This is a genomic window from Acinetobacter piscicola, from assembly GCF_002233755.1.
Classification (GTDB): domain Bacteria; phylum Pseudomonadota; class Gammaproteobacteria; order Pseudomonadales; family Moraxellaceae; genus Acinetobacter; species Acinetobacter piscicola.
This window is the reverse complement of record NZ_NIFO01000006.1, coordinates 198820-218610: the sequence shown is the minus strand read 5'-3', so window position 1 is coordinate 218610 and position 19791 is coordinate 198820. Positions and strand designations below refer to the sequence as shown.

At 36.2% G+C, this 19791-nt stretch carries 22 protein-coding genes; 9 read left to right on the top strand and 13 right to left on the bottom strand.

Annotation, left to right across the window (positions count from 1 at the left end; all coding sequences use genetic code 11):
- The coding region (locus CDA10_RS11890) for a glucose/quinate/shikimate family membrane-bound PQQ-dependent dehydrogenase (protein WP_089605810.1) at window positions 1–2284 on the top strand (2284 nt) is incomplete at its 5' end.
- A gap of 82 nt (window positions 2285–2366) precedes the next feature.
- Here CDA10_RS11890 and CDA10_RS11885 read toward each other — a convergent pair.
- The 8 genes from CDA10_RS11885 to CDA10_RS11850 all read right to left on the bottom strand — a co-directional run bounded on the left by CDA10_RS11885 (window position 2367) and on the right by CDA10_RS11850 (window position 7695).
- A complete protein-coding gene (locus CDA10_RS11885; RefSeq protein WP_089605809.1) occupies window positions 2367–2771 on the bottom strand; it encodes an NUDIX hydrolase in 405 nt (134 codons plus the stop codon).
- Window positions 2772–2775: 4 nt separating this feature from the next.
- Window positions 2776–3945 (bottom strand): low temperature requirement protein A, encoded by a 1170-nt coding sequence (locus CDA10_RS11880; protein WP_089605808.1) that lies wholly within the window; start codon window positions 3943–3945, stop codon window positions 2776–2778.
- Between the two features lie 196 nt (window positions 3946–4141).
- Window positions 4142–4606: a YybH family protein gene (locus CDA10_RS11875; protein ID WP_089605807.1), complete on the bottom strand. Its 465-nt coding sequence runs from the start codon at window positions 4604–4606 to the stop codon at window positions 4142–4144.
- 375 nt (window positions 4607–4981) lie between these two features.
- On the bottom strand, window positions 4982–5323 hold the full coding sequence (locus tag CDA10_RS11870; RefSeq protein WP_089605806.1) for a YegP family protein: 342 nt from the start codon (window positions 5321–5323) through the stop codon (window positions 4982–4984).
- Window positions 5324–5608: 285 nt separating this feature from the next.
- Window positions 5609–5953, bottom strand: coding sequence for a zinc ribbon domain-containing protein YjdM (locus CDA10_RS11865; protein WP_089605805.1), 345 nt, complete (start codon window positions 5951–5953; stop codon window positions 5609–5611).
- 87 nt (window positions 5954–6040) lie between these two features.
- The gene (locus tag CDA10_RS11860) at window positions 6041–6394 is read right to left on the bottom strand and encodes a DUF488 domain-containing protein (protein WP_089605822.1); all 354 of its coding nucleotides are present in this window, start codon (window positions 6392–6394) and stop codon (window positions 6041–6043) included.
- Between the two features lie 143 nt (window positions 6395–6537).
- On the bottom strand, window positions 6538–6990 hold the full coding sequence (locus CDA10_RS11855; protein WP_171333990.1) for an SRPBCC family protein: 453 nt from the start codon (window positions 6988–6990) through the stop codon (window positions 6538–6540).
- Between the two features lie 336 nt (window positions 6991–7326).
- Entirely contained in the window at window positions 7327–7695 is a 369-nt protein-coding gene (locus CDA10_RS11850; protein ID WP_089605803.1) for a ribonuclease E inhibitor RraB, read from the bottom strand.
- 221 nt (window positions 7696–7916) lie between these two features.
- On the opposite strand from CDA10_RS11850, the gene CDA10_RS11845 reads away from it, so the two are divergent.
- The gene (locus CDA10_RS11845) at window positions 7917–8441 is read left to right on the top strand and encodes a ribosomal protein L7/L12 (RefSeq protein ID WP_089605802.1); all 525 of its coding nucleotides are present in this window, start codon (window positions 7917–7919) and stop codon (window positions 8439–8441) included.
- Between the two features lie 10 nt (window positions 8442–8451).
- Here CDA10_RS11845 and CDA10_RS11840 read toward each other — a convergent pair whose 3' ends face one another.
- Window positions 8452–9462, bottom strand: coding sequence for a metallophosphoesterase (locus tag CDA10_RS11840; protein WP_089605801.1), 1011 nt, complete (start codon window positions 9460–9462; stop codon window positions 8452–8454).
- Window positions 9463–9565: 103 nt separating this feature from the next.
- Here CDA10_RS11840 and CDA10_RS11835 point away from each other — a divergent pair, with 103 nt between their 5' ends.
- Window positions 9566–11188 carry a phospholipase D family protein gene (locus CDA10_RS11835; protein WP_407640376.1) on the top strand — a complete coding sequence of 541 codons (1623 nt, stop codon included), beginning with the start codon at window positions 9566–9568 and terminating at the stop codon, window positions 11186–11188.
- A gap of 24 nt (window positions 11189–11212) precedes the next feature.
- On the opposite strand, the gene CDA10_RS11830 is transcribed toward CDA10_RS11835, so the two are convergent.
- Window positions 11213–12025 (bottom strand): lysophospholipid acyltransferase family protein, encoded by an 813-nt coding sequence (locus CDA10_RS11830; protein WP_089605799.1) that lies wholly within the window; start codon window positions 12023–12025, stop codon window positions 11213–11215.
- A gap of 486 nt (window positions 12026–12511) precedes the next feature.
- On the opposite strand from CDA10_RS11830, the gene hflX reads away from it, so the two are divergent.
- The 5 genes from hflX to CDA10_RS11805 all read left to right on the top strand — a co-directional run bounded on the left by hflX (window position 12512) and on the right by CDA10_RS11805 (window position 16281).
- Window positions 12512–13843 carry a ribosome rescue GTPase HflX gene (gene hflX, locus CDA10_RS11825; protein ID WP_089605798.1) on the top strand — a complete coding sequence of 444 codons (1332 nt, stop codon included), beginning with the start codon at window positions 12512–12514 and terminating at the stop codon, window positions 13841–13843.
- Window positions 13844–13886: 43 nt separating this feature from the next.
- Window positions 13887–14258 carry a hypothetical protein gene (locus tag CDA10_RS11820; protein WP_089605797.1) on the top strand — a complete coding sequence of 124 codons (372 nt, stop codon included), beginning with the start codon at window positions 13887–13889 and terminating at the stop codon, window positions 14256–14258.
- A gap of 9 nt (window positions 14259–14267) precedes the next feature.
- Window positions 14268–14936, top strand: coding sequence for an LrgB family protein (locus CDA10_RS11815; protein ID WP_089605796.1), 669 nt, complete (start codon window positions 14268–14270; stop codon window positions 14934–14936).
- A gap of 90 nt (window positions 14937–15026) precedes the next feature.
- Window positions 15027–15473, top strand: a complete 447-nt coding sequence (locus tag CDA10_RS11810; RefSeq protein WP_089605795.1) for a DUF2147 domain-containing protein — start codon at window positions 15027–15029, stop codon at window positions 15471–15473.
- 358 nt (window positions 15474–15831) lie between these two features.
- A complete protein-coding gene (locus tag CDA10_RS11805; RefSeq protein WP_089605794.1) occupies window positions 15832–16281 on the top strand; it encodes a DUF2147 domain-containing protein in 450 nt (149 codons plus the stop codon).
- 88 nt (window positions 16282–16369) lie between these two features.
- Here CDA10_RS11805 and CDA10_RS11800 read toward each other — a convergent pair whose 3' ends face one another.
- Window positions 16370–17221: a glycosyltransferase family protein gene (locus CDA10_RS11800; RefSeq protein ID WP_089605793.1), complete on the bottom strand. Its 852-nt coding sequence runs from the start codon at window positions 17219–17221 to the stop codon at window positions 16370–16372.
- Window positions 17222–17441: 220 nt separating this feature from the next.
- On the opposite strand from CDA10_RS11800, the gene CDA10_RS11795 reads away from it, so the two are divergent.
- Complete coding sequence (locus tag CDA10_RS11795) at window positions 17442–17894, top strand: DUF2147 domain-containing protein (RefSeq protein WP_089605792.1); 453 nt, start codon at window positions 17442–17444, stop codon at window positions 17892–17894.
- A 217-nt stretch (window positions 17895–18111) separates the two neighbouring features.
- Here CDA10_RS11795 and CDA10_RS11790 read toward each other — a convergent pair whose 3' ends face one another.
- Window positions 18112–18969, bottom strand: coding sequence for a symmetrical bis(5'-nucleosyl)-tetraphosphatase (locus tag CDA10_RS11790; RefSeq protein WP_089605791.1), 858 nt, complete (start codon window positions 18967–18969; stop codon window positions 18112–18114).
- Entirely contained in the window at window positions 18970–19782 is an 813-nt protein-coding gene (gene rsmA, locus CDA10_RS11785; RefSeq protein WP_089605790.1) for a 16S rRNA (adenine(1518)-N(6)/adenine(1519)-N(6))-dimethyltransferase RsmA, read from the bottom strand.
- Between the last annotated feature and the right edge of the window lie 9 nt (window positions 19783–19791).

The window sequence follows — 19791 nt, the reverse complement described above, 5'->3', positions numbered from 1 at the left end:
AGCATACTTTTTGATACACCACCCAGGTTTATTCTTCATTGCGACAGCAATTTTATTGCGTAAGTTAAACAGCACAGCGTTATTGGTCTATGCGGCATTGGTACTCGGAACAGTTGTTTGGGGACTCTGGGAAGTTGGTTCAGACTTCTTTGCACTCGCACCTCGTTTAGATATTTTAGGTGTGTTTGGCTTATGGTTACTCATTCCAGCAGTGACTCGTGGCTTCGATGCTAAAAATGCCAAAATTGCGTTATCTGGTACTTTGGCAATTACCATTGCTGTGATGGTGTATTCTATTTTCAATGATCCACAAGAAATTCGTGGGACATTATCAAGTAACCAACCTACACCTGCCGCAATTGAAGGTATCGCAGATGGTGACTGGCCTGCTTATGGTCGTACTCAATCAGGTTTACGTTATTCTCCATTGACTCAAATTAATGAAAAGAACGTAAAAGATTTGAAAGTGGCTTGGGAATATCACACCAAAGATTTTAAAACAGATAAAGACTCTGGTGAAACCACCAATCAGGTTACGCCGATTAAAATCGGTAATAATATGTACATTTGTACAACACACCAAAAACTGGTTTCACTTGATCCAGTAACAGGTAAAGAAAAATGGGTTTTTGATCCAAAATTAAAAGCAGATCATACTTTCCAGCATTTAACTTGTCGTGGTGTTTCATACTATGATGCAGCCAACACTGTTGGATTTGCAGCAAGCTTACAAGCTAAAAAATCAGCATCAGCAGAATGTCCACGTAAAGTTATTTTACCTGTGAATGATGGTCGTATCGTTGCAGTCAATGCCGATACAGGTAAAGCATGTAGTGACTTTGGTCGTAATGGGGAAGTAGATTTACAAAAAGATATGCCTTTCCCTTATCCGGGCGGTTATATCCCAACCTCTCCTCCTGTGGTTACAGGTACAACGATTATTATCGCGGGTTCAACCACTGACAACTATTCAACAGAAGAACCTTCAGGTGTTATCCGTGGTTATGATGTGAATACTGGTGCATTATTATGGGTATTTGATACAGGTGCGGAAGATCCAAATAAGATTCCTGCTCCGGGTCAAACTTATGTACAAAACTCACCCAATGCATGGGCTCCACTGGCTTATGATGCAAAACTTGATATCGTCTATGTTCCTACAGGTGTAGGTACACCCGATATTTGGGGTGGTAACCGTACAGAATTGCATGAACGTTATGCCAACTCTATGCTTGCGCTAAATGCAACAACAGGTAAATTGATTTGGAACTTCCAAACAACCCATCATGATTTATGGGATATGGATGTACCGTCACAACCGACCCTTGCAGATATTCAAGATAAGACTGGACAAACTGTTCCCGCAATTTATGTCTTAACTAAAACGGGTAATGCATTTGTTTTAGACCGTCGTAATGGTAAAGCCATTGTTCCAATCAATGAAAAACCAGTACCACAAACTGTAAAACTTGGCCCACAAACCAAAGGTGAACGTTATTCACCAACTCAACCTTTCTCAGATTTTGATTTAGCACCAAAAGAGAAATTGACAGATAAACAAATGTGGGGTGCAACCATGTTTGACCAATTGATCTGTCGTGTGTCATTCCATAAATTAAATTATGACGGTATTTATACGCCACCTTCTGAAAACGGTACGTTGGTTTTCCCAGGTAACTTAGGTGTGTTTGAATGGGGTGGTATGTCGGTCAATCCTGATCGTCAAATTGCCGTAATGAATCCAATTGGCTTGCCATTTGTATCTAAGTTGATTCCTGCCGATCCAAATCGTGCAAAAACAGCGAAAGGCGCAGGTACCGAAGCGGGCGTACAACCGATGTACGGCGTACCTTATGGTGTAGAAATCAGTGCTTTCTTGTCTCCATTTGGCTTGCCATGCAAACAACCTGCATGGGGTTATGTTGCTGGTGTAGATTTGAAAACACACAATGTGGCTTGGAAACGTCGTATCGGGACGATTCGTGACAGCTTACCGGGTATTCCATTACCTCCATTTAAAATGGGCGTTCCAATGTTAGGTGGTTCGATATCAACTGCAGGGAATGTGATGTTCGTTGGTGGTACACAAGATAATTATATCCGTGCTATCAATGTCAGCAATGGTGATGAACTTTGGAAAGGCAGATTACCTGCGGGCGGTCAAGCAACACCTATGACTTATGAAAGTAATGGCAAACAATATGTTGTCATTATGGCGGGTGGTCATGGTTCATTTGGGACGAAAATGGGTGACTCATTAGTTGCTTATGCATTGCCAGATTAATCATCAAACTGATCATTACAAAATAAAAAACAGGTCTTTATGACCTGTTTTTTATTGCTTCTATTTCAACAATGCATTCTAACTAAAATGCTCTACTCTGCACCTGTCCCTCAAAAGCCAAACAATCTTCAACTCGAATTCTTTGTACAGATGATAACTCTGCCAAATCAAACCAACAGTATTCAGAATGCTCATCACTCAATTGAATGATTTGCCCTTCTGTAATCTGACAGCGGAAAATAAAAGCATGTGAGTTCACAGTTGAATGAAAATAGACCCCTGATAAATATTCAATAGAAATATCACAACCCAACTCTTCAAAACATTCACGAACTAAAGCTTGGTGAATGGTTTCCCCTTGATCCAAACCACCACCGGGCAAGCCCCATGCACAATCTGCATAGGTTGCCTTCAAGTGTAGAACCTGGTTATTTGTATTGAAAATAACAGCATGCGAACTTAAACGATAAAAGTCGTGGAACCCCATCAGCTTACTTCGCTAAAAGACATTTTGAAAGAATTAGACGCAGTGCATAAACAACGGCAATTGCAAAAACACTATAACCTAAGCTATGAATAAACAGAGGAATACAGAGTACAATGGCCGCTGACACTGGATAAATCCATTTCCTAAATCCTGAAAGATGATAAATATCCTGCAATAACCACAAACATCCGCTATAAACAACGAGAGAAATCGCAATGAAATAAGCAACCAGTTCTGATGAAACTTCCGCTTTATGTGAAACAACATCGACTGCTGCTGCCAAACCTGCACCTAAAGCAGCAATACTCACAAAAATAAAAAAGTGACCGTAGCCCCAAATAAATGTACGTTTTTTACTATTTAAATGTTCGACAACACTATGGTCAAAATAAGCCCACCACATCGTAAACATTATTAGCAAGCCTCCTGCTGTCAGAAACCAGAGCTCTTTACCAAAGAGTGCATTATTCATGGCATCTGAAATTGCAGCAAAGCAACCAATGATGGATTCACCTAATACAATAATGGTTAATAAACCATAACGTTCTGCAATATGATGACGATGCCACGGCGTCATATCATTCGTTTCAGCAAAAACGGGAATACTTAGCTCTAGCAATGCTAGTAATGCAAATAAATAGATTGTGAAATTAATTGGACTAAATTGGAAAAATAACCACAAAATTTGAACAGCGATAATACCAAAGGCATATTTTAATGCGATCTGCTTGCGCTCAGGGTCATGCTTAGCGGCACGAAACCATTGTGTGACCAAAGCCAATCGCATAATCACATAACCAATGAAAATCATGTCAAAATTTTGTTGTTCGAAAACTCGTGGAATACCAGCAGCGACCACCAATGAACCCGAAATTTGGACAAAGGTCATGACACGATAAAGCGCATCATCATTATCATAAGCTGAGGCAAACCAAGTAAAATTCATCCAAGCCCACCACAGTGCAAAAAACACAGCAAAATACAGTGTTAAACCTTGTGATAGATGATTTTCAATAATGCTGTGATGTAATTGTTGTCCTGCTGTAGCAATCGCAACGACAAAAATTAAATCGAATAATAATTCTAGCGGTGTTGCAGCACGATGAGACTCTTGCGGATTTCTCGCATTTAATGGTCTAAGCCATCCGAGCTTTGAGAACTGTGAGTTTGGCATTTTGTTTTCTTTATGAGATTATTTTCATGATTTTTTCAAATCTTGGCGCTTCATACAAGCCCCTAACAGTGTTTAAATGACCTCATCTCTAAATTTTATTGTATTTATTTCAAATTCCCGTGATTTATACCCAATCCTCCACCTCAAAGACGTTTAGATTTTATCCTTGAGAGGAGAGTTAGTATTTGAATAAAATTTAAATCACCAGTCTCAATTTTGGACTATCTTTTAAAATAATGGCTTTTCCCGTCATCATATCAACGGGCATTGAAATATGTTGATGCACGACCAACCATTGACCTTGTTGCTTTTTCAAACATAGTGTCGTGCGACACCAAGGCATTTTTACTTTATCTTTCAATAGATTATTTTCAATTTTAGAGTGACAGTGTAGAACTGCTAATTCATCTGATGCATAAATTTTAATATCACGACGAACAATCTGCACATTTGCATTAAAATATGGGCTGAATTTTTCCCATTCTTGTTTATATGCACTTATACCATCTAATTGAGTACTCACATCAAACATGCTGATATCAGCAGCACAATGATCAAGCAAATGATCAACCTGCTGACCAATGATAGCATCATCCCATTGCTTAATTTGTGATAATACTTCGTCAACAATCTTTCGATTACCGTCAATTTTAATTTCCATTCAAAAGCCCATTCTTTTTATTTGTGATGCAATTAACATTATATTATCATTATGATAATTAATTTGTGCATTTTTTTAACGATATCCAACAAATGTTTTATTTGTTTAACCGATACATCTTCTCAAAACTTTTAAGTCGTGGCTTCATTTAAAGATGAAAAAACAACCACAATAATTTTATGATTGATTCAATTCTTTATAATTATTATCAAAGATTGTTGTCAAAAAATGGACAGAAATATTAGGCTTAGAAGCCTAAATCATTTTATAAGATGAAAGTAAAATGAACCTTTTCAAAACCTTTGCTTCAAAACCTTTGTGCTTCAAAACTAAAAAAGCATGTCAAATGACATGCTTTCGTTCTATAGATCTTAATTATACATCTAATGTTAGATCTTTAATTTTCTCTGATGGACCATTCTTCTTTACAGATTCAATGCCGTTATCTCGTGCAGCATCCCCTGAATAGAATTGGCTTGTCCCAATAATTTGATGGTTTGCAGCTTTTAAATTGAAATAAGGCTTTCCATTCTTCGCTTCTAGACGATCATATCTTGCATCATCTACGCTATTTTTTTGTACTGAAGCAATCCCATTCGTCGCTGAAGCTTTTGCTTTATATAGCTCGCTGGTCAGAATCACCTCTCCATTTCCAGCTTTTAACACAAAACGATATTGTTCGTCTTTTGCCTGACTAATTTCATACCATCCCGACATGTTCATTACCTCTTCATTATTTTCAGTTTTTGTATTTCACAGCGTTGTATTGGATATAAATTACGCCACTTGGTTAAAATATAAATGATTTGCTCAGCTTCTAAAGCATATTTTATTGTTTATAAATGTAATTTTAATAATGTGGATATTTTGGTCATTACTTCAATGGATTTTAGATTTACAGCGAAGAAAAAACAAATCTTTAAATATAGAGCTCAATAATTTGATTGTAAATCAAAGCTCAACATGATGAATCATTGAGCTAGAGATGATCAGCTACAAAAATTACGCTTTTTTAACAAACTCAGATTTCAATTTCATTGGGCCAATGCCTTCAATTTTACAATCGATATCATGTCCATCGCTTGAATCTACAAGTAATCGAATATTTTTTACTTTAGTACCCACTTTCACAACGGATGATGAGCCTTTTATTCTTAAATCTTTAATGACCGTAACAGTGTCGCCATCCAGTAAAATATTACCAACTGCATCTTTAATGATACTGGTTTCCTCAGCTAGTGCAGGCTCCCCCACTTTCCATTCATGTGCACATTCAGGACAAATCAAAACACCATGGTCTTCATAAGTATATTCAGAACTACATTTAGGGCAATTTGGGAAAGACATAAAAACCTCAAAAATAATCAAAACACCATCATAGCATTTTTATATTTTTCATAAAGTTAAATCACATATTTTTGTTAAGGGATTTTACTATTTATGCTGCTGTAAGACTTTGATCAGTACCGTTACATGGCTATGATCTATATTTTTCACTGCCGAAATTAAGGTCACCGTTTCTTTTTCTGAGATTGCTTTTAATTCTCCTAATGCAGTGGAATCATTGGAAAGTTCTGCTTGGTATTTTTGCTGGAATTCATCCCAACGCCCCTCCATGTCTTCGTGATACCATTTTCGAAGCTCATTTGACGGAGTAATGTCCTTCGCCCACCAATCAATTTGAGCTGTTTCTTTTTTAATTCCTCTTGGCCAAAGGCGATCTACAAGAACGCGCTTTCCATCCGACTCAGATATTGCCTCATAAATTCTCTTGGTTTGGATCGTCATGTTGACCTCACAATTACTTTTATTATCATTGAGCATCTAAACTGACTTTCCCCAAACAATTTACCCTTGTTGAGAAAAGTCTTATATCACTCTGTTTTAACTTTAATTAAATAGATCTCTATATCTATCCACTTTTATTCTGCTTACTGATCAGGAATCGTTGGATTGACCAATAAGCCCAATAACTGTAATGACTCTTGCCAACCTAAATAGCAAGCTTCGACAGGAATGACATCGGGAATACCAGACTGGGTAATATTCACTTCTGTTCCGACTAATACTGCTTTTAATTCAATAATAACTTCAATTTTCCCAGCTAATTCAGGGTTATCAAATTCATCAAAATAACGAATGCGCTGGTTAGGAACCAACTCTTCATAAGTCCCCCCAAATGAATGGGTTGTTCCTGTAGAAAAATTGGTGAACGACATTTTATAAGAACCGCCCACCGTAACATCACTATGATGTACTTTAGCCGTAAACCCATGTGGAGGCATCCATTTGACCAATGCATCAGGATCTAGAAATGCCCGATAAACACGTTCAGCAGGTGCACTAAAAACTCGATGTAATTTTACAGTACTCGTCATGTTCAAATCCTTGAATTTTATTTTTTTAACGAAGTTTCAGTGTACTGCTCGCTTAAATTTTATCTGTATATTTTTTATTTCATATTGCATTATTAGCTCTTAAATTTGAGTATAAAAACCATTAGATATTTTTATGATTTAAGTATTGCTATTTATCATTTTCTTTTAGCATCAGTAATAAGAAATTTACCATAATTTTAAATTTTTCAATGGTCTAAAACTTAGATGATAATGATTAAATCATTTATTTTTAGGATGGTATTGACCAATTTACAGTCAATACCATCCCTGTTATACCATCCAAAATCCGATTTAAAATTTTAAGGCAAATATACAAATGACCTATTCATCTTCGTCGTCAATATCAAATACATAAGCGGTACAACCCCAACCATCGTATTCACCTTCAAATTGTTCAGCGATTTTAGTAAACCATTGTTCTAAATCGGTAATATCTTCATGTTCTGGCATTAAATTGACATATGCTGTAATCACCCATTCATTCGGCTGAATTTCCTCATCTAAATATAAGGAAATTTTTTGCTCTTCGAGTAAGAGATGAATGGCACACTTTTCCGCAAGTTGTTGTGTTTTGAAATACATAGAAAATTCAATTTCATGAATTTCTTCTAAATCATCACCATCTTCTTGCATTTGCCAAAGTAAATTACCGTTATCGTCTTCAGGAAATTTTTCATAATCACGGGTCATAGCCTCGCCCTCTCTAGGTTTTGGTCGTTTGTTTTAGGTGTACTGAATTTAGACTAACAATGTTTCATGACAGTTTATGAATATTCATTATTCATAGACAAATTACTACTTTTATTTAGCCTAATTTTGTAATTATTATTGATTGAAACTCTACTCTACCTCTGATATATAACAAATTTGTTGTGAATCAGCCAAGACTAACCCAATTAAGAGTATTTGTGATGACATTATTTTCTGAAAGGCAAAAACAGGACATTCTTTTACTTATTCAGCAAAATCGTAAAATTGAAGCGATTAAATGGGTTGTAGATCATTCAGATCTTGGATTGAAAGAAGCAAAAGATTATGTAGAGAATTTAGCAGAGAATCCAAATCATACAACGACTCAAAGTTTAACAAACTCATCAATATCACCCATTCATGCTCAAGAGATTCATACACTCATTCAACAAAATCAAAAAATTGAAGCGATTAAGTTGGTAAAAAAATACTCAACTCTAGACTTAAAGGATGCTAAAGAATTTGTAGAAAATTTAATGACACAGCCAAATTTAGCAAATTTAAACAGCTTAGAGAATATCAATACACTTCATCCGCGTGCCACTGAATCTACAACTATACGGCATACAGCAACGACTCAACCCATGGGTATTGAAGATCAAAGTCGGAAAAAAAGATCACCTTTAATTATATTGCTCATCATCGCTGCTGTTGCAGTCATTATTTATCAAATGATTGGTCGTTAAAATAGTAAAATTAACTTAATTCAATAATATCAATGGTTGGTGGCACTCTAAAACGAAAAGGTACGCCTACCATACCTGTACCGACGCTAACAAATACATCTGCATTTTCATGCTGATACAGTCCTCGTTTATGTCCCAAAATAGACACTTTCTTCATCACATAATTGGTAAGCCAAGGCAGTTCAACTTGCCCACCATGAGTATGCCCTGACAGCATCAATGGACGGGTAGACAATTGTGGCACCATATCTACTGTATCGGGATTATGTGACAAAATTAACCATGGTTTATCTTGAGGAAGTTCAGGCATATAGCGCATATCAGCTTTACCTGCCCATAAATCGCCAATACCAATCAAACGAAATTCATCAAACTCTACAATTTTGCCTTCAATATCCATGACATCATTGATTTCTAATGCATGCGCTAATAATGTCTGAATAGGAGGTCCTGGATACTGTTCGTCATGATTACCATTCACTGAATAGACTGGTGCTTGGATTTCTTTTAGTACAGCTAATTCTTCTGCTAATTTATTTTCAGGTTCATAGGTCCAATCCCCTGCAACCACGACAAAATCTGGTTGTTCCAAATTTACTTTTTTGACAATTGTTTTCAGTTGGCGTTCATGTCCAGAAAAAAGCCCAATATGTAAGTCGGCAAGTAATACAACTTTGATTGGTTTCTGAAAGGGTTTGCTTCGATCAAATTGATATTCTAGGCGTTTTACATGTACTGTATGTGGCTCAATAAATCGAGCATAGATGAGTAAACCACTGAGTAAAAAAGTAAATATACTTTCGTGCAGAGAAAAGATTTCAATCCATCCTGCATAAATGCTAAAAAAGAACAACGGAATTAATAAATAAGATAGGTAAAATGCTAATAAATGGACAAAAGACTTGAAAGGATGAATGGTTTCGGTTCTTGACTGGCTTAACCATGCTTGAGAAATTCCCCAAATTGCAAGCAAGATAAAGCTCAAATAAAACATTGAGGTAGCATTAAAAGTCATGAACATATTCAATCTCTCAGGTATTTAACACCTGTCATCTCTTATTTATCTTTTCGGTCTTGCCAATTATACTCTTAGTCAGAGAATCGCAGAAAACATTATGGAACAAATGCTCAATCACAATACGCAAATACAGCAAAAGTATTACATAGGAAAGTTTCATTCCAAAGTTTTATTTACGCTGAGTACTTGTTTCATCTTAAGTTTATCTGCATGTACAACACTACCCAAACAACAAAATGTACAGCCTGAATATGCCTATGATATCGACACACACGATACCTCTCTTGCTCAAATCATTGCGCCATTAAAAGAACAGAACCCTGATTTGACAGGCTATCATGTACTTTATGATCCACTTGAAGCAATTGCAGCTCGAATTCACTTAATTGAAAAAGCCCAGAAAACTTTAGATTTACAATATTATATTTGGGACAATGACAAAATTGGTTCATTAGCGCTTTATAAAATGATTGAAGCGGCTGATCGAGGCGTAAAAATTCGATTGCTGATTGATGATAATAATGCAGGAAAAATGGAAGGTGTTTATTTAGCACTGGATCAGCATCCGAATATCGAAGTTAAACTCTTCAACCCGTATCGTTTTAGAAGTATGCGTCCCATAGACATGGTACTTGATTTAAAACGCATCAACCGACGTATGCATAACAAAACATTTACTGCCGACAATCAAATTTCCTTGATTGGTGGGCGTAATATGAGTAATCAATATTACAATGTAAGTGACAGTTACCAGTTTTCTGATGTAGACGTAATGTTAGTGGGACAAGCCGTAGATGACATTACGCATTCATTTGACGAGTATTGGAATCATAGCTACGCATATCCTGTTCGAAATATCGTCAATCATAATGCCTACACACTGCGTTATGACAATTTAAAAGAGCAATTAGCCAATCATTATCAAGAAATTACGACACAGAATTATTTAAATTTAAGCAATCGCACCCACGATTTTGACCAATGGTTGAATCATAATATTCAATTAGATTGGGTTAAAGCCGAAGTCGTTAAAGACTCTCCAGATAAAATTCAAGCAAAGGCAAAAAAGGAACAGCACCTTAACTTTCAAATGGTGAAACGGTTGGAAAATCCAACTGAAAATGTTGACCTTATTTCCGCTTATTTTGTGCCACAAAAAGAAGGTGAAAATAAACTGATTGAACTGGCAAAAGAAAAGGTAAAAGTTCGTGTATTAACCAATTCTTTTAAAGCCAATGACGTCGCTTTAGTTCATGCTTTTTATGCGAAATACCGAGATAATTTACTTAAAAATGGCGTCGAACTTTATGAGTTTTTACCTGCCGTTTCAGAGGAAAATTTATATGCCAATTCTAAAGAAATTTCTAAAAAAACCAAAGTCAGTTTAAAAGGGTTGAGTCGTTCAAGTTTGCATGCCAAACTCATGGCGATTGATAATAAACAAGTCTTTATTGGTTCTTTTAATTTTGACCCTCGCTCTGCCAATTTGAATACCGAGATCGGCGTCATTATTAACAGTCCGCCTTTAGCCAATGCTGTCCATAAGACGATGGATGAGAATCTGAAAAAGTATGCTTATAAGCTCGTTTTAGACTCACAAGATAATATCAATTGGCTTCGAACAACGCCGCAAGGCATCATTACATTAAAAAAAGAACCAAAAATGAAATGGTGGCAAAAAGCAGGGATCAAAGTTATTTCATGGCTACCGATAGAAGGCTTTATGTAAGCCTTCTTGATGGGAATTGGAGCATTAGTCCACTAAAACTTCTTTTTGTAAATCTTCCAAACCTGTTTGCATGGTTTCTTGTACCAGTTTAGTTAAGCTTTCTACACTATGTCCCTCAGTAGAAATCTCAGGAAAGGCTTTTAAATGTGCTGTTACTTTTGGCATTTCCAAAACTGCTTGGATATGTCCAACGAAAGTTGTATCTCCAATAAAAGGTACAACAGTGTCTAATTGGCCATTTTTATTGACATAACAAATCACACAGACCTGCACTGGTCGATTTGCTTCAATTGCAGCACCTAAAATCCGACCATGTACTTTTTTAATCTTTGTACCATCCGTTGTTGTCGCTTCGGGAAAGAATAAAACAGGAATATCTTTACTCAAAAATTCAGTAATTTGCTCACGAATACGAACAGAATCGCCTGAACCACGTTTAATGAATAAAGTCCCCCCACCTTTTGCAAGTTTTCCAAATATTGGCCATTTTTCAATTTCAGCTTTCGCCAAAAAGAATACACGTGCACCAGAACCTAGAACTGCAATATCTAACCAAGAAATATGATTACTCACCCACAATGCTGGTTCACGAGGAATGTCACCATGTAGACGTATTTCGACATTGAAAACATCACATAAACGTCGGCAAAAATATTGAACATAACGCGTATTATTCGGATTATTGGGGTCTTTATAAAGTTGATGGCGATAAACCAAATAAAAACCTTCAGAGATAGCCGTTGTACCTGTGATAATTTTCTTACTGTATAAAAAAAGTTTAGATAACACACTTAAGTTCGATGAATTTGACTTTTTGCTTGTTTGTTGTTGAGTCATAGACGCTCACTAAACTGACTATATTTCATATTAAACCGACACTATTGTATACGCATATACATAAAGTTGCATTGATCATAAAAACATAAGCAATAACTTACTCAACACCTATTTTATACGTTTGACGCAACCGATAAAATTGAATATAGAGCAACCTAATGGTCTCAATGATCAATGCAATTTTATGCATTTATTCATATTCTATCAAAAGTAATCTTCTCTGTAGATCAACTGTTATTTATCTTTGCTCAACAATAGGAGAAATATCATCATGTATTTAAAAAAGTATTAAGAACTTGGAATCGATTAAATTTTCAACCGCCTCGTTTCCAAGTCAGCACACTTCTTGGTTATGTGATTTTATATTGTGGCTTTTTGGTTTTAGTCTCCAAATTGTTTATTGCAATTCTTTAACAGTGAATGAGGATTTAAAGACGAATATACCTTAGAATGACACTTCGCTTACGCTTCTGAGTTTTAATATCTGTGGAATCTTTTGATCAGCGTCAAGGTGGTGAAAAAACCATTTTAATCAGTGTAAATGTACAAATGTTAGACGATTTGGACGCTGAAGAGTTTCGACTGTTGGCCAAATCTGCTGGCGCAGAAATTTTTGAACATTTAACAGTTCAACGTGTCAAACCCGATGCTAAGTTTTTTATTGGCACAGGTAAAGCAGAAGAAATCGCAGAGCGTGTAGAAAACGAAGAAATTGAACTGGTCATTTTTGACCAAGCACTCTCCCCTGCACAAGAGCGTAATTTAGAACGGATTTTAAAATGTCGTGTAATTGACCGTACAGGCTTAATTCTCGATATCTTTGCGCAACGCGCGCGCACCCACGAGGGCAAACTTCAAGTTGAACTTGCCCAATTAGATCATCTGTCTTCACGCCTAGTTCGTAGCCGTAGCAATTTAGATAGTCAAAAAGGTGGTATTGGATTACGTGGTCCAGGTGAGACACTGCTAGAAACGGATCGACGTTTATTACGTATCCGTATGGAACAACTTAAAGACCGTCTTGAAAAAGTCCGTAAAACACGTACCCAAGGACGTGCTGCTCGTCAAAAAGCCAATATTCCGACCGTATCCTTAGTTGGCTATACCAATGCTGGGAAATCAACTCTATTTAATATTTTAGCAAATAGTGATGTTTATGCTGCGGATCAGCTTTTTGCCACACTTGATCCCACACTTAGACGTTTAGATTGGGATGGTATTGGAACACTGGTTCTGGCTGACACTGTTGGTTTTGTGCGCAATCTCGCTCATTCTTTAGTCGAATCTTTTAAGGCAACTTTAGAGGAAACCCTAGAGGCAACATTACTCCTACATATCATTGATTCAAGTAGTCCTGAGATGATGGAGCAGATTGAAGCCGTAGAAACAGTATTAAATGAAATTGGTGCAGATATTCCAACCTTAAGGGTTTATAACAAAATTGATCAGTCTGGTGAAGAAGCTAAAATTATTTATGCAAAGCCACATCAACCTGAACGTGTTTATGTATCAGCCCATACAGGACAAGGCTTAGACTTACTTCGTAAAGCAGTACATGAATGCTTAATGGGGCGAATTCAAAATTTTGAACTGCTTTTAAAACCTGCTTATGGAAAATTGCGTACCCAACTTTATGCCTTAAATGTGATTCAATCTGAACATTATGATGATGAAGGAAACTTACATTTACAGGTTGCAATGGCACCACAAAAACTGGAACAACTGATTAAACAAGCACATTTACCTATTGATGAAATCCTTGGAACTCAATCACAGCAGTTTAAAAGACCTTTAGAAGAATTTGAAATCAAACGCTAAATCGGTTAAAACGTGAAAGGTCAAATTTTAAATATCAATACGCATGGATCAGTTAAAACGCATAGATTGGCAAGCATGGATCTTCACCATAGGAATCATTATCTTTTTTCGTGAAGCTTCAGTTTGGGTCATGTCACAATTTAATCATCCAGAATTGGGAAATTTAACAGGTTTATTAAGCCTTCTATTCTTTCTGATCGTATGGCGTAGATTCAAAAAAATCCCGCCTCGATTGGTCGATACCAATAATAAATTGATGAAAGAAAGCGGATTTGCTTTTTTACCCATCTGTGCGGGTTCACTGATTATGCTTGTCAGTATGGGAAAAGAAATTCCCTTATTTCTTACAGTGATGTTTATCAGTACGCTGATTCCTTTGTGGATTTACGCCAAAATGGCAAAAAAGTGGTTATAGGTGATTGATATGTTCAGTATTCTTGCCGGTTTTATCATTACCCTAATTGCTTATCTTGCAGCAAAACCAGTCAATAAAAGATTTCCACAAGTGCCATTATTGGTGATTGCGATGTTCTTCGTAATTGGGCTTTTGATGATTTTTAAAATCCCTTATGAAAAATATAATACTGCGATGAATGGTTTATTTAGCCACCTTTTAGGCTATGTTACAGTTGCATTAGCCATCCCTCTAGCTGCGATGCGCTATGATGATTTACCGCTTAAAGCTATGGTGGGAATCCTTGTATTTGCCAGCATAAGCGCAGTCGCTTTACCTATGAGCCTAGCCTACCTACTGCATATGTCTGAACCCACAATCATGGCATTTGCAACACGTGCTGTAACAACACCGATTGCGATTAATATTGCAAATTTATTGCACTCACCAGTCACTTTGGTGATTTTGATTGTCATCTTATCTGGTGTAATCGGCGCTGCATTTTCATCACTTATTTTACGGAATATTAATGATGAACGTGCATCAGGCTTAGCTTTGGGACTCGCTGCTCACGCAATTGGAACAGCACAGGCATGGCAACGTGGAGCCGTTGCAGGTCGTTATGCAGCCTTTGGTATGGCAGTCAATGCTGTATTCACTGCGATCTGGTTGCCAACCTTTATTCTTTTTATAAAATAAGTGTGATTTACTATACATTTCAAAGGATTGCATTGAATTGTTATTCAAATTAAGATAAATCTTTCCCCCATTTTGATAAGGAATGAATAAATGTGGTCGAATAGATTTATTTTAGGTGTTTTCTTTTCAGTGCTAAGCTGTGGCAGCATGGCTAAGGATATTACAGGCATTTGGAAAAATATCGATGATAAAACCGGTTCATCTAAAGCGGTTCTAGAAGTTCGTAAAGAATCCAATGGAACTTATACTGGGAAAATCATCAAAGTTACACCTTTACCAGGTTATACACCAAAAGAAACCTGTGTAAATTGCCCAGCACCTTATACAAATAAACCGATTTTAGGCATGGATGTCCTAAAAAATCTAAAACAAACGGGTGAAGAAAATTATTCTGGTGGCAAAATTATTGATCCGCTGTCAGGTAAAATTTACTCGATGAAAGCAAAATTAAGTGCCAATGGAAACCGCTTATCTTTACGTGGATATATCGGTGTTTCAGCACTTGGACGTAGCCAAATCTGGATTCGAGAAAACTGATTGAATTAAAGATTTTGACTAAATAGAAATTATTTAGTTTCCCCCTGAAAGCCCATAATTTATTTATGGGCTTTATCATTAGCCAGTTATCATTTTAATGGAGTAGAAAAAACTTCCTTTTATTATTTGAATAATTGCAGATAATCTGATTAGAACTTACACATTTTTAAATTGATATTTTATAAAGACTAGACAATTTTTAACCTTTCCTTTCAAACCAAAATCCTGTAAATATATTAGGCATGCATAAGAAGAAACTTGCTTATGTTTAATATTTCAGCTTACTCATATATAAGTGCTGAAATAACAATAGAAATAATAAGTTATATGTGATCACTTAAAAAAATTAGGGGAAAAAATGCGATCTAAATTTAAATTCTTAACATCAATAGCAATGCTGTGTTTGTGTCAATTGTCCTTTGCAGAAGATATATCTGGCTTATGGCAAAGTATCGATGACAAAACTGGCGCGCCTAAAGGTATTGTAAAAATTAGCAAAGATCCAAATGGCACCTATGTCGGCACCATTACAAAAGTGACACCACGTATTGGCTATAAACCAAAAGAATTTTGTGTGAATTGTCCTGCACCATACACCAATAAACCCATTATTGGCTTAAACGTTATTAATGGACTGAAACATAAAAATGGGGACAATTATGAAGGTGGTAAAATTCTAGATCCCAACTCAGGAAAAATTTATAGTTTAAAAGCCAAACTCTCTTCAAATGGCAAAAAGTTGGTACTCCGAGGTTATATTGGCATTACTGTATTAGGCCGCAGCCAAACGTGGATTAGAACATCTTAATTCACAGTAAGTTTCGGTAATATTCATAAAAAAGCTGTTCCCTAGAAGGTACAGCTTTTTTATTCTTTGAATCAATGAAAGTTTTATTCTAGCTGTCTTGAACTAGGTGATTTAAACCATTCAGTGTCATCGCTAGACCTTCTTTTGCAGGAATGGCTCGACTTAAATTGGTTTGCAAACTTTCAGCAAAATTTCCCTGATATATTTTCATGCCTTGATGAGTTAGGTTTGAAGTTGCGTCGATAAAAATCTTACCCCCAAGTTTTTCCCACAAGCGGCAGAAACCATAATCCTCAGATAAATAACGTCCTGTTTCAGGGTCAACCATCACATCAAATAAACGATAATGCAAACCTTTATTTTCAACGCCAACCGAGTCAGGGGTATATTTTAATTCAGGATAAGCCTGCATCATTTTTTCAAAGACAGCTCTTTTGATCACCATAAAACCTGTCGGCGCTTCACTCATCTCAATAAAGCCATTTTCCAAAACAGTGAGATTTAAATGATCTGCATCACCTTGCACTCGCGCATTAACAGTATATCTTTGATAATTCGCTAGAAACTCACTAAAAGTCATCCCTTGTGGTAAACCTTCCACTGGCCACTCTTCTCTTTTGAGTGGATATACACCCGCAGCAATATCGTAATCGGATTGTAATAGACGGAAAGCCGCATCTGGTGTAAAGCCAATATCCGAATCAATCCAAAATAAATGCGTCCATTCAGGGTTTTCTAGAAAAGTGGCTACACAATTATTTCTTGCACGGGTAATTAAACTTTCACCTTGCATCAATAAGTATTGTGTCGACATTCCGATTCGATTCGCTTCATGTAAAAAATTTAATAATGAAATGACATAATTATGAAAAAATTTACCATCATGGCTGGGCGTTACAATCAGTGGATAAATCATTTTTAATTGTTCGGTAGATAACATCTTTTCTCATTTTCCATGATTTTATATCCCACTGAATTTAATCTAAATCATTCAACGATTCAATATCATCTCAAACTAGTCTTTCAATAAGAGTTTGCAATTTTCCTCAAAACAACCATTTGTAAATCAAATTTAATAAAACATGCATTTTATCGTGATTTATTTTGCATTTTTAATAAAATGTGCTAATTTTTATACAAAAATCATAAGAGATACTTAAATGAATAATTATGCAAAAGTTATTTTTATTAATACGATATTTGGCTTATCTATACAAAATAGTTTTGCCCAAGATATTGTCGGCATTTGGCAAAGTATCGATGATAAAACCAACGCACCTAAAGCTTTAATTGAAATAAAAAAGGATTCATTGGGTGAATACTTTGGCACCATTATCAAAGTCACACCAAGTGCGGGTTACAAGCCACAAGAGTTTTGTACTAAATGCTCAGGTACACTGAAAAACAAACCTATTTTAGGCATGACCATTTTTTCTAAAGTAAAAGAAGTCAAACCAAATCAATTTGGGAATGGGCAAATTTTAGATCCACTTTCGGGTAAATTTTATAAAGTGAATATCAAATTGAGTTCAAATGGCAATAATATTCGAGTGCACGGGTATATTGGAATTCAAGCAATCGGTAGAACACAAACATGGGTTAGAGAAAAGTAACCAAAAAACGCTAAATGGGCATTAAAAATAGGTAAATACGGATGTTACGGCTTTAAACATTAGTTCAACTCACACTTAAAAAGTGTCATAAAAAACAATACAAATGGCTTAAAATAAGAGCACTATTCCGAGGGTGATCAATCGCATTTCGATCATCAAAATGCAAAATACCCAATGAATTCATTGGGTATTAATTTGCACGAGATATCGAATAATTTTAAAACGAGCTAAACATTGGATTATCGACACTGAAAATTTCTTTATTTTCAAGTCTGTAAGCAATCAATTGATGCCCCCAAACACAGCCACCATCTACATTTTGGATTTGAGCATTAATCGTTTTACCTTCTAAGGCAGCCCAATGTCCAAAAATAATTTGATGCGTTTTAGCTGTTTCAGATTCAAATTCAAACCAAGGTTTAAAACCTTCAGACATCGGCTCATCCAAAGCATCTTTAAAACTAAACTCCAAACGACCATACGCATCACTTAAACGCATCCGCGTCAGATAATTGGTAATACAACGCAATCGATCATTCCCAGTTAAATCTTCTGCCCATAACGCAGGCTCAGTGCCATACATCGCTTTTAAGAATTCATCTAAAATATCAAAATCATCACTTCTCAAAACAGCTTCAACTTCTTGAGCCAGTTCAGCAGTTTGCTTTGCATTCCAAATACATGGAACACCAGCATGAGTCAAAATAGTTTGATCATTTGGAAATAAACATAAAGGTTGCTTGCGTAACCAATCAATCAAATCATCACTTTCAAGTGCATGAATGACATCATCAATTTTGTCTTTATCTTTGGCTTTTTTGATACCACGTGCCACAGCCAATAGATTCAGATCATGATTGCCCAAAACCGTTGCTGCCACACCATGATCTACTAACTTTTTGATAAAGCGTAATGCCCCTACAGAATTTTCACCACGTGCCACTAAATCCCCTGCAAACCAAATAAAATCTTGATCTGCATCAAACTGGATTTTTTTGAGTAAGGCTTTAAGGGCTTCAAAACAACCTTGCACATCCCCAATGACATAATTATAGCGAATATTCTTATGGGTCATTTAAGCCACCATTTGATCAGACAATGCAACAAACTGAGCCAAACTTAAGGTTTCAGGGCGTGCCATTGGATCTACACCTGCTTTTTCAAAACCATCTTCTACCAACATTCCTTTTAAGCTATTACGCAAGGTTTTACGACGTTGAGTAAAGACATGTGAAACCAAACGCGCCAAAGCTTTTTCATTTTTAGCCACAATCGGTTTATCTGCATACGGTTCTAAGCGGAACACCGCAGAGGTGACTTTTGGAGGTGGGTTAAATGAACCCGGTGGTACTTCAAATAAGAAAGTAGGTTTACAGAAATATTGAATCATGACCGATAAACGACCATATTCTTTGCTATTTGGAGACGCCGTAATTCGATCTACAACTTCTTTTTGCAACATGAAGTGCATGTCTTTTACTTTTCCGCCAAATTCCAATAGATGGAATAACAATGGTGTAGAAATATTATAAGGTAAGTTACCTACAACACGTAAAGGACGGCCTTCTTGAAATAGTTCAGTAAAATCATATTTCAAAGCATCTGTTTCAATAATGGTTAAACGCTCAGGATGTGGTACACGACCTGGTAAGCCTGCCGCTAAGTCACGATCCAACTCAACCACGGTTAAAGCATCACATTCACCAATCAAAGGTGATGTTAATGCTGCCAAACCCGGGCCAATTTCAACAATATTATCGCCTGAACGTGGCGCAACAGAACGTACAATTTTGGCAATTACACGTTGGTCATGTAAAAAGTTTTGACCAAAACGCTTACGCGTATGATGCCCTTCATCTTTTGGGTTTAAGGCATTAATTTGATACATAAAAAAGTT

What these genes read in the sequence shown, in the direction of transcription:
- CDA10_RS11820 (WP_089605797.1), top strand. Translation starts at nt 13,887, where the DNA reads ATGGATCAGTTAAAACGCATAGATTGGCAAGCATGGATCTTCACCATA.
- CDA10_RS11840 (WP_089605801.1), bottom strand. Translation starts at nt 9,462, where the DNA reads ATGTTCATGACTTTTAATGCTACCTCAATGTTTTATTTGAGCTTTATC.
- CDA10_RS11805 (WP_089605794.1), top strand. Translation starts at nt 15,832, where the DNA reads ATGCGATCTAAATTTAAATTCTTAACATCAATAGCAATGCTGTGTTTG.
- CDA10_RS11815 (WP_089605796.1), top strand. Translation starts at nt 14,268, where the DNA reads ATGTTCAGTATTCTTGCCGGTTTTATCATTACCCTAATTGCTTATCTT.
- CDA10_RS11795 (WP_089605792.1), top strand. Translation starts at nt 17,442, where the DNA reads ATGAATAATTATGCAAAAGTTATTTTTATTAATACGATATTTGGCTTA.
- CDA10_RS11790 (WP_089605791.1), bottom strand. Translation starts at nt 18,969, where the DNA reads ATGACCCATAAGAATATTCGCTATAATTATGTCATTGGGGATGTGCAA.
- CDA10_RS11830 (WP_089605799.1), bottom strand. Translation starts at nt 12,025, where the DNA reads ATGACTCAACAACAAACAAGCAAAAAGTCAAATTCATCGAACTTAAGT.
- CDA10_RS11810 (WP_089605795.1), top strand. Translation starts at nt 15,027, where the DNA reads ATGTGGTCGAATAGATTTATTTTAGGTGTTTTCTTTTCAGTGCTAAGC.
- CDA10_RS11835 (WP_407640376.1), top strand. Translation starts at nt 9,566, where the DNA reads ATGCTCAATCACAATACGCAAATACAGCAAAAGTATTACATAGGAAAG.
- CDA10_RS11865 (WP_089605805.1), bottom strand. Translation starts at nt 5,953, where the DNA reads ATGTCTTTCCCAAATTGCCCTAAATGTAGTTCTGAATATACTTATGAA.
- CDA10_RS11845 (WP_089605802.1), top strand. Translation starts at nt 7,917, where the DNA reads ATGACATTATTTTCTGAAAGGCAAAAACAGGACATTCTTTTACTTATT.
- rsmA (WP_089605790.1), bottom strand. Translation starts at nt 19,782, where the DNA reads ATGTATCAAATTAATGCCTTAAACCCAAAAGATGAAGGGCATCATACG.
- CDA10_RS11800 (WP_089605793.1), bottom strand. Translation starts at nt 17,221, where the DNA reads ATGTTATCTACCGAACAATTAAAAATGATTTATCCACTGATTGTAACG.
- CDA10_RS11860 (WP_089605822.1), bottom strand. Translation starts at nt 6,394, where the DNA reads ATGACGATCCAAACCAAGAGAATTTATGAGGCAATATCTGAGTCGGAT.
- CDA10_RS11880 (WP_089605808.1), bottom strand. Translation starts at nt 3,945, where the DNA reads ATGCCAAACTCACAGTTCTCAAAGCTCGGATGGCTTAGACCATTAAAT.
- CDA10_RS11885 (WP_089605809.1), bottom strand. Translation starts at nt 2,771, where the DNA reads ATGGGGTTCCACGACTTTTATCGTTTAAGTTCGCATGCTGTTATTTTC.
- CDA10_RS11850 (WP_089605803.1), bottom strand. Translation starts at nt 7,695, where the DNA reads ATGACCCGTGATTATGAAAAATTTCCTGAAGACGATAACGGTAATTTA.
- CDA10_RS11875 (WP_089605807.1), bottom strand. Translation starts at nt 4,606, where the DNA reads ATGGAAATTAAAATTGACGGTAATCGAAAGATTGTTGACGAAGTATTA.
- CDA10_RS11870 (WP_089605806.1), bottom strand. Translation starts at nt 5,323, where the DNA reads ATGTCGGGATGGTATGAAATTAGTCAGGCAAAAGACGAACAATATCGT.